The organism is Methylobacterium sp. CCH5-D2, assembly GCF_001556475.1.
In the GTDB taxonomy this organism is placed as follows: domain Bacteria; phylum Pseudomonadota; class Alphaproteobacteria; order Rhizobiales; family Beijerinckiaceae; genus Methylobacterium; species Methylobacterium hispanicum.
On record NZ_LSIX01000157.1, the window covers coordinates 1 to 9,500 of the forward strand.

9 protein-coding genes are annotated in these 9,500 nt (G+C 63.3%); 4 read left to right on the top strand and 5 right to left on the bottom strand.

The annotated features are described in order from the left end of the window. Window positions 1–170: 170 nt before the first annotated feature. From AX737_RS34055 to AX737_RS03530, 5 genes are all read right to left on the bottom strand, one after another. On the bottom strand, window positions 171–338 hold the full coding sequence (locus AX737_RS34055) for a hypothetical protein (RefSeq protein ID WP_197430444.1): 168 nt from the start codon (window positions 336–338) through the stop codon (window positions 171–173). 475 nt (window positions 339–813) lie between these two features. After that, window positions 814–1,989 carry a hypothetical protein gene (locus AX737_RS03515; RefSeq protein ID WP_066919035.1) on the bottom strand — a complete coding sequence of 392 codons (1,176 nt, stop codon included), beginning with the start codon at window positions 1,987–1,989 and terminating at the stop codon, window positions 814–816. A 1,381-nt stretch (window positions 1,990–3,370) separates the two neighbouring features. Next, window positions 3,371–4,687 (bottom strand): oxalate/formate MFS antiporter, encoded by a 1,317-nt coding sequence (gene oxlT, locus AX737_RS03520; protein ID WP_066919037.1) that lies wholly within the window; start codon window positions 4,685–4,687, stop codon window positions 3,371–3,373. Window positions 4,688–5,214: 527 nt separating this feature from the next. Continuing rightward, complete coding sequence (locus AX737_RS03525) at window positions 5,215–5,835, bottom strand: hypothetical protein (RefSeq protein WP_066919039.1); 621 nt, start codon at window positions 5,833–5,835, stop codon at window positions 5,215–5,217. Window positions 5,836–5,914: 79 nt separating this feature from the next. Next, window positions 5,915–6,523, bottom strand: a complete 609-nt coding sequence (locus tag AX737_RS03530) for a hypothetical protein (protein WP_066919041.1) — start codon at window positions 6,521–6,523, stop codon at window positions 5,915–5,917. Between the two features lie 476 nt (window positions 6,524–6,999). On the opposite strand from AX737_RS03530, the gene AX737_RS32895 reads away from it, so the two are divergent. The 4 genes from AX737_RS32895 to AX737_RS34065 all read left to right on the top strand — a co-directional run. Beyond that, a complete protein-coding gene (locus tag AX737_RS32895; protein ID WP_210173127.1) occupies window positions 7,000–7,146 on the top strand; it encodes a hypothetical protein in 147 nt (48 codons plus the stop codon). A 209-nt stretch (window positions 7,147–7,355) separates the two neighbouring features. Further along, window positions 7,356–7,658, top strand: coding sequence for a hypothetical protein (locus AX737_RS34060; protein ID WP_066919043.1), 303 nt, complete (start codon window positions 7,356–7,358; stop codon window positions 7,656–7,658). 444 nt (window positions 7,659–8,102) lie between these two features. After that, the gene (locus AX737_RS03540; protein ID WP_066919045.1) at window positions 8,103–8,366 is read left to right on the top strand and encodes a hypothetical protein; all 264 of its coding nucleotides are present in this window, start codon (window positions 8,103–8,105) and stop codon (window positions 8,364–8,366) included. A 744-nt stretch (window positions 8,367–9,110) separates the two neighbouring features. After that, on the top strand, window positions 9,111–9,500 hold a 390-nt coding region (locus tag AX737_RS34065; protein WP_197430445.1), incomplete at its 3' end, for a GNAT family N-acetyltransferase.

The window sequence follows — 9,500 nt, forward strand, 5'->3', positions numbered from 1 at the left end:
GCGGGCGCGTGTTGAAGGCGATGGCGGTTGCCGGCGCGGCCTCCCGGGCCGCGTTGAGGATGGCCTCGAACACCGGCAGGTGGCGCGGCCAGGAGCGGATGCCTGCGCCGATCACGAGGCAATCGTACGGGGCGGCGGCGAGCTTCTCCCGCACGGCTTGGCCGGCCTGATCATCGGGGCCGGACGAGGCAATGCTCGGCCGTCCAGCCACGGCCGCGCATATCCTCCAGAGCCACCCGGATCCCATGGCGGATCTTCTCGGCGTCGAGGCCGGGCGGCAATGCCGGGTCGGAGAAGTCGACCACCTCCGGCTCATAGCCCACGAGCAGAACGCGCATGCGATGCCCTCCCGTGCGAGGCCCCTGGATCGATGGACGCCTTCCGTAGGCTCGGCCCAGAGACTTCGGCGTCAAGGCATCCTGCCCGGGAAGCGCGAGGCATGTCGATGGGGCAAAGGCATGCGTGCACGGCATCCATCCGCCCTGAAACGCGCCCGGCGACCGATCCAAGCGTGTTCCGTCCGCGTTGCGCGGAGCCGCCAACCGCTCGCCGTAACCCATTGGAAGATCACGAACCGTGCTGCAACGTGTTGCAAGCCGACAGGGTTAGGGGAACGGGCATCAAAAAACCCGCCAAGTCGTTGACCGGGCGGGCGGAAATGATGGTAGCCAGGGACCGCTATCGAGCGTCACCCACTACGCCGGGCCTCTCGTTCACCTACCGTTCGAAGGTGGCTTGATGCAGGCTACCCGGCGCAGGACACGACCGGGCAGGAAGTTCGCCAACCTCTTGCCGGACCGCCTCGCCGGCCCCTCAGGGCCGACCGCGCAAGGATGAAGGCTGACCCGGCAGCGGGAGGCGGAAGCCCGTATCCTGGATCGCGTCACCGACGATCCGGTACACGCCGAGGTTCCGGTCAGCGTAGTTGCCGATGTAGACGTACTCACCGCTTGGATCGAAGGCGATGCCTTGGACGACGGCCCCGGCCGGAGCCTCGCCGAGGTAGCGCAGCCGTCCCTCGGGCAGGATCGCCACCAGCACGGCGGCGCTCTCGGCGGTGTAGGCGGGGCTCGCATGGGGCGCGGCGGAGCCCTTCACGACAGCGATCGCTGCCCGGCGCCCATCAGGGCTGATCGCCAGAGTCTCGGCGGTATCGCCGACCCCGACGTGGTCGACCACCACCGGGCGCGCGGTCCCAGCCCGAATAAGCGTGACCGAGTCGGCATGGCCGTCGCTCGGCGTGGGGCCGGTATTGCCTGAGAGAGCGAAGGCACCGTCCGGCGTCACCTCCAGGCCGTAGGTGCCCGGTCCAACCGGCATGTCGAGGCCGGGATCGTGGCGCCACTGCCCGTCCGCGTAGGTCATCACGCCGACCGTGCCGGCCTTGTTCTTGGCAACGTATGCCCGGCGCCCATCCGGCGCGATGGCTACCGCGGCAGCCTCAGTCCCGACATCGACCTCGGCCACGACTTGCACGCTCCGCCCCCGGATCCTCACGACCGACACGCTGCGGCTCTCGCGGTTGGCCACCAGCGCGACGTCTCCGACCCGGGAGATCGCGAGACCAGAGGGCTGCCGCCCGACCCGGATCGTCTCGATTACGGCCGGCGGCTCGGCCACGAGATCGATCACGTGTAGGCGATCATCCGGCTGCGCCCACCAGTTCTTGCCCTCCTGCCTCATGGTCACGGGGCTGGTGACGAGACCGAGGCGGCCGTCTGGCGTGATCTGCAGGTTGGTCGGCGGCCCGTAGACGGAGGTGTCGAGCCTTAGCACGTGGGCGAGGCGCGGCCGGGCCGGTTCCGAGATGTCGATGACGCCGAGGCCGTCGCTCCCATTCGGCCCGTTCACTGAGCCTTCGGGCCGGAAGAACGTCTTCCCGTCGAGGCCCACGAGCAGGAAGGAGCGCCCACCAGTCGCCCAAGCATCCCCTGCGAGCAGCAGGGCCACCGAGACCAGGCTTGCGCTCCAGAATGAACCGGCCCTCATTGGCATCCCCCTCACCGAGCACAAGCCACCTTCTTGGTGCGTTTGCTCCAACAGGTCTCTCTAAAGGAGGCTCCACTGCGGCGTCTCGCCGGTCTTGCGTAACTTGGCCAAGAGGTAATCCCGTAGCGCGTTCCGATAGAACGGGATGATGCGGGCGGCGTGGGGCCGGTCAGCCCAGTCTGGTATCTGCATCTAGACCGAAGAGCCTGTCATAGAAGGCCTTCACGGCCGGTCGGCAGCGACCGTGCCCAGGCGTATGGCGTGGGAAGCCGCGAGCCTCCAAATCTGGCAGGCTTGCGAGCCAGACCTGCTTCTGTTTGGGCTCGGGCCCAACGACGGCCTTTGCAAGGTCCCTGTCCTTCGCAACGAAGAGCGGGAGATCATCGAAGCGGATAGGCTGGCGTGTCATCCGAGACATTGCGCCATTCTCCGAAGCGTACCGTTCTCAGGCTGAGGATGATCCCTTGAGCCTACGCAGGTTGCGCAGCCGGAGACGGGTGAGCGCCAGGTTCCGATCCTCCTTTGCCGCTGGCCGCGGCAGCGGTGTTGGCACAGCCGGGCGCGCTTCAAACTCATCAACGGCCTCGGCCCGGATCCGCCAGAGCTTCTCTACCCGGAAGGCTCGAAGCTCACCGCTCTCAACCAGCTTGCGGATGTGGTTCTTCTAACAACTTACCGCTCGGCTACGTCCGACAATTTCATCTACCAAGCTCAGGCCAATCGGTTTTGCCCCTACCTTTTACATGCTCGGATGCGCAAGGATTGGTGTCCAGACGCGCCCCGGTCCGGCTTGTTCAGCGATGTGCTGCCCTCGGCTACTGCTGAGACGGCCCACGTATAATGAAGCCGTAAGCCCTAGCAACAGCACCAGTCCGATCGTCACAACGTCTGCGTGTCGACGCGCGATATGTATGCCGACACAGCCAAGGGAAAAGCCGGCAACGAGTAAGAGTGCGGTGAAAAGGCTGATCGGCATAGAAGTCGCCTATCCACTCAAGCTCAAGAAACTCGCCCCTCCTCGGGGGGGGTTCCCGCTTCGATCTCCGAAGGCGAACGTTAGCAGAGGCCAGGCTAATCCCGACCCATTGGATTTCTGTCCCCGGCAGCCTCCTAACTGGTCCTCGCAACTGCCTTGGCTGTGCCAGCTCATGCGAAGAAGCCGCGTCCAGGCGCTTCTATTCTACCAGCCGCACGAGAGAGCGCGCTGAGCCAGAGGCTGGCCTTCCAGCGTTGAACTCAAAATGAAGGCTGATCTCCAGATTGCGAAGAATAGATACGATCCGGCGGCGGAAGACCGTGCAAGACGGTCATTGAAGAAAGGGTTTGGAGACATACCTCCAAACCCTTTCTTCCGTGGTTGCTCTATCGCTGGCTCGAGCCGCTAGGCTACCGCGATCTGTGCATCGGCCTTGACGCTCACCTCAGCCTGAGCATTGGCAACGACCCGCTTGCGCCAAGGCTTCAACACACCAATCGCCAGAACCGAGGCCAGGATGTTGGCTCCAGCAGCAGCCAAGAACACGCCGTCCCAGTTCCCCGTGCTCTGTTGAAGATAGTTGGCGATCGGCACCAAAAGCGCCGCGGTTCCCTTGGCCGTGTAGAGTAGCCCAGCGTTGGTAGCGGCGAACTTGGAGCCGAATGTATCGGTGCAGGTCGAAGGGAAAAGCGAGTAAATCTCTCCCCATGCGAAGAACACGAAGCCCGACAGGAGAACGAACCACAGCGGATCATGGCCCCAGAGGTACAGCATGTAGATGCCGAAACCTTCCATGGCGAACGCGATGAACATCGTGTTCTCACGCCCGATCTTGTCCGAGACCCAGCCGAAGAAGGGTCGAGTCAGCCCGTTCAGCACTCGGTCGATCGTGGCCGCAAAGGTGATGGCCACCATCGTCACGCCCAGCAGAGTCACTGGCACCTTGTCGACGCCAATATCAGCGGCGATTGGCTTCAGGTTGGCCGTGATCATCAACCCACCGGCGCCAACGATGACGAACATGAAGTACATCAGCCAGAAAATCGGCTGCCGCACCACCTCGGGGGGGGTGTAGTTGCGCCGCGACTGGACGTTGGCCGAGTTGGCGATAACCTCCGGGACCTGCCCCTTGCGCGGAGCGGCAAGGAAGAAGGCCAGTGCGGCCACGATCACACCTTGGCCGATGCCGAAGTTGAGGAAGGCAGCCTGGAAGCCCTTGTCGGCGATCATCCACTGGATGGGCGCGACAGTGAGGGCAGATCCGGCCCCAAAGCCCGCAGCGGTGATACCGGCGGCAAGACCACGCTTGTCAGGAAACCACTTCAGCGCATTGCCCACGCAAGTGCCGTAGACGGCGCCTGCGCCGAGGCCGGCGATGACTTGACCGAGATAGAACATGTTCAGGGTTGAGGCGTAGGCATTGATCACCCAGCCCAAGCCGCAAAGCACGCCGCCGAAGAGGACGACGATCTTTGGACCGTACTTATCAACGAACCAGCCCTCGACCGGCACGAGCCAAGTCTCAAACAGCACAAAGAGGGTGAATGCCCACTGGATGGCAGCTCGATCGAAGCCGAACGTCTTCTGAATTTCCGGAACGAAGAAGGTCCAGCCGTACTGCAGGTTAGCGATCATCACCATGCAGATGACGCCGAGGATAAGCTGCATCCAGCGATAGCTATCTGACACCCTCTTCGGCTGCAACAATTCTCGCGTTGCCATAGATATCTCCTCACCTATGTTATTTATGTGCTTTTTTCATGCCCGCGAACGCATCTTCGAGGCGCTGCGGACAAAGAGTGCGCGTTCGCATTCGAGCTTTCGCCCGATGCGAAGTATATCAAAGTATAGTTGACCGCCTGTCGGCCGGGAGGACTGGCCGGGCACGGACGATCGAGAGCAGCGCGGCACGCGATGCTCAAGCCGAGTTGCTGCCGAAGCTAGTCTCGCCCTTAGCCCATATATTGTATACCAAGATCACCTGTGCCGAGGCCTGCGTCAAGGGCATCGTGCATTTTTTTGCATCCGTCGGGGATTAAATTTAAGGGGCATGGGCTTAGGCAGCATGCGCACTCAGGACGCACCACGCTGTCAGCACTATGATGCCGCTTTGGTCACGCTTCTGGAGGCCACCGGATCGCTGCCCCTCCATCGGCTGGGGATGACATTCCCCCCCAAACTGTTCAGGCCTTGAAACCATCCGGCGTCCGCCGTCTTGCCATCCGCTACGAGCGACGTGCCGGCATTCACTACGCATGCCTTCGCCCCGATCTGCCACACTCAGGTAGAACGGTTTTGTCGCGGCTGAGGAGGAAGCTGGCGAGGATTTCGCCGGAGAGGGTCAGCAGCCGCGGGGCGCGGACGTGCGCGGTGTCCGGCCGGGCCGAGACGATCAGCGCCGCCTCCGCCCCTTCGCCGGGAAGCGGTTCGCTCGGTGCGGCACGAGCAGCGCCATGCCGGCGCCGATCACAGGCCGGCAGTGCCCGGCCGAGGCACCCAGCAGGCGCGGCCTGCGGCAGGAAGCCCGCCAAGACATCGCCGTTGGGCCGCATGGCTGGCGATAGGGGCGTGCCAAGGAACAGCGTCAGGTCGGCGGCGCGGGCCTCGGCAAGACCGTAGGCGGGCTGATGCCCAGCCTTGAACTCGGCCTCGTCCGCGAGCCACCAGCGCAGGTGCGTCAGCAGAGCGAGAGCGCCGAACCGTGTGGCGCACGCGGTCGACACGAGGGCATCGGAGGCAGCGTCGTACTCGTTGCTGGCCTCGACGCTCGGCGTGCCTTCAGGGGCGACCTGAAAGGCGTCGTAGGCAGCGCGATGCCGCGCAATGGCCGCGTGGATCGGATCCTCCGCAGGCATCTGGACATGGATCATCGTTCGGGCTCCGTGAGGGCTCGTTGGGTCGGGAATGGCGGGGAGGGGAGGGACTGGCGGTGTGCGGGCCGCGGGGCGCCTAGCTCGGGGCGTTGCTCACCACGATCCGGGCGAGATGCGCGAGGTTCAGCGTGCCGGCCGTGCCGGGCTCAAAAGCCTCAGCATCCTCGGCGTAGTGCCGGATCAGCGCCTGAAGGCCGGCAACCATCGTTGGGATCAAGGCGTAGAGCGCGGCCACGGCGCGATCGTTCGTCTCGCCAGCCTTGTCAGCGCGCCGAACAGCCTCCGTGTCGTTCTCGTCCAGGCCCTTAAGCGAGGCCGTGAACGCGCGCTCGGTAGAACGGACCGCCGCGATCGCGGCAAAGATTGGCTCGGCGGCGGGGACCAGCGGAGGCGGCAGGCGGCCACTCGGCTGGGCCGCTCCTGTACGAGCGAAGATCTCGCGCAGGTGGCGCCGAGCGAGACGGGCGGCACTCACGGTGCCAATGCTGACGGCGCGGTCCACATCTTCATCATGAAGAGCGACCACTCGGCGGGCCACCTCGTCGTATTCGATGTGCGCGAGCGGCATCGGCCGCCGCGCTGCAAGGGCGATCCCGGCACGGCGCCGCGAATGTTCAGCCTGGAGATCGACATGCGTACCGGCCAGGCGCGCTTCGGCGACCGAACCGGCCCACAAGGCCAGCATGTCCGCGCACCTCGCCCCATCCCAACATCCGGCTATGCGGTCCGCGAGCGATTAACCTGCCACGTCTATGCTCCGTCGGATCACTGGACGGACAGCCACACCATGCCGCGGCCGAATAAGACCGACCTCGACAACTTAGTTCTGAGCAATCGGGCAGCATCGCGCGTCCTCAATCCCCGCGGCACCGTCCGGGCCCCTGCTACGCAGGACACAGACAGTCCGAGAAAACAGAAGAAAAGGGACCTGGCCGTTATCCTGTGGGCAGCTCAAGTGCTCGTCGTTGTAGGCTGCTTTTGGGCGGTTGATCGTTTCTTCTTGAACAGCAGGGTTTATATCACTCTCGAGCATAAAATTAAGAGCGGCAACGAAGCCCTGCAGAAACTGACTCAGAAGGTGGCGCCTTGAACGGCAACGTAAGCAGCCTGCCTTTGGACGAGGACGACACTGTGCCCCTCAAACGATGGGTAGGAGAGCGCGTGCTCGCCATCGGCGCTGTCGCGGCTTTGTCAATCTTTCTGTTCGGGCCAATCGATGACCTGACGCCGATCGGCCAGCTCGTCTTTTCCCTGGCCTGCGGTGCAGCGCTGATAGGTCTGCTGCGGTACGTATCTGCTGCCGTTTAAGGTCGAAGCAACCGAGCCGCGCCACAAGGCCGGCATGTCAGCGCACCTCGCCCCTCTCCCGACCTCCGACCTCCGACCTCTACACTTGGCGTTCCGGCGTCGAACGCCTTAGCCCAACGAAGAGTCCCTGCCCCGGCCTCTACGGCGAGCAGTGGCAGAAGGCGCACGCCAACATGCTCGACTTCCTGGAGCGGTTCGGGGCCTAGGCGGTGGATCTCGGTCGGACCGACCTCGACCTGTTCAGCGTGCACGCCCAGCACGGCACGATCCGCTCGGACTACTGCGGCGCACTGGTGATCACCGCTCGGCCGGCCGAGACCATCGGCGCCGACCGCATCGGGTTCGGGAACCTCACCTACTACTGGATGCAGGTCTGGATGCAGGTCGGCCCCCCCACCCGCGCCTGCGCGGCATTCCGATCTGGGCGTTCAAGGGGTGAACGGGCTCATTCGCTAGCTCCAACGCTGGCAATGATCTCGATCTCGTTCAGCTCTTCCGGCACCTCATGCTGAGGCGTCACCAAGATCTTTGTGGCTCTGAGACCGCGTCGAGGCCGGCTTTCCCGGCGTGCAATTTCGAGGTTGATAGCCGTTGTGACGAATTCGAGCGGCTCTTCACCGTGCCTCAATACGGATTTAAGTGCCGCCAATTCGGCTGGTGTGAGTGAGATTTTGCTTTTTACCACGATTGCTCCCCGGATCAGCGCCTAGCGTATCCGCCCAGGGGTACAGCAAGTCTCAATCCGCCTTCATCGCCCCCCCCGAAATTGCCTCATCACGCCCACGCGACTCTGTCAAACACAATACGTCGCCGCACTCGATATTTCATCATCGTATGACGAGCGGCCCCGCTCATAGCGAATGTTAATGTAATTCACTTGCGGTTGGGCTGGCCGGTTTGCGGATTAGAGCCAGGAAGCACGGGCCATTACCGAGAGAAGGCGCTATCCTCACGCCATGGCTGACCAGAAGACCACGGGCACCCTCCGCAAGGCCGCCGAAATTACCGACGACGAGATCAACGCCGCGGTCGATGCGGTGCTCGCGAAGCCGAAGACCGCCTCCTACCCGATCGGCGGCTACCTGCTCGACCTCGCCGCGGCGGTCGAGGCGCACGAGCCCTCCGCGAAGCCTCTGGCCGATCCGGAAGCCAAGCCCCGCTGGCGGCGTACCATGGCGCGGACCGCGATCTTGATGGGCCGACCAATGAGGATCGAATAACTCAGATCGGAGCCAGACACATAGGCGGTAGCTCAGAAGGATTATTGCCGCCGGTGGCCTTCCGCATAGTCTTGGAGCTATGCGGGTGTAATACCTGACGACTCAGTGCCCTCTTGGACGACGGTCGGACAGCGCAATCTCACTCGCTCCAAATCGCCAGCTGCAAGGCCAGACATGCTCCCGAGGACACAGGCTCCGACTGGCCTTTTGAGCCGGGATTTGTGGGGAATTCGAGCAATTGAGACGTCCCTTGATCACGTTCGATCTGGAATAAGCGTTCGGACGATCACCGACAGCGGCGAATGGGACGCTGCGATTTGGGCGCACCCGCGCGGCAATATATTCGCTTCGTGGCTCTGGGGCGAATACAAGAGCCGTACAGGCTGGAAGGTCCACAGACTTGCCATACTCGACGGAGCCGACGATATTCTCGCTTTGGCCCAGTACCATGAGCGGACGCGCGGTCCGGTCCGAATTGTGCGGATACAGGGTGGACCACTGCTAACTCATAAAGGCGCGCGACGCGCCGAACGATGCCTGCAAGCCTGCTTCAGCCATCTCAGGCTGAGCCGCTTCGACGTCGTGCTAATCGACTTCGAGCGTTCTCAGTGCTCAGCCGCTACGAGTGCTGTTCTAGCACAGGGCTTCACTCCCGTAGTTACGCCGATTCGGCACACAATTGACGTTGATCTGACTGTCGGCCTGAGGGGCATCGAAGGGCAAATGGAGTCGCGTTGGAGAAAGGTGCTCCGTCGCGTCGAGCGGACGCCGAGTTTGTCCGCACGCTTTGTTGAGGATGTGGAGGAGCGGCTTGCCTGCTTCGACGCCTTCAGTGTTCTCTACTCCGAGCTGAAAAAGCAGCGTGGCTTTTCCAACTCCTTTGACTGCGCAGCTTATCGGGACCTCGCGGCGCGCGATCCTCGTCACCTCTTTGTTGAGGTGCGAGATCGGGGCGAGCTCGTCCTGATCCGCATAGCTCATCTCACGGCGGAGCGTTGTACTGATTTCTTCACGGCCTCTACCGATCGGGCGCGGGCAAGTGGTGCGGCGACGCTGGCAATCTGGCGGCTAATTGAACGCGCCTCTGCCGCGGGGTGCAAGGTATTCGATCATGGCGGCATCGATCCCGCCGCA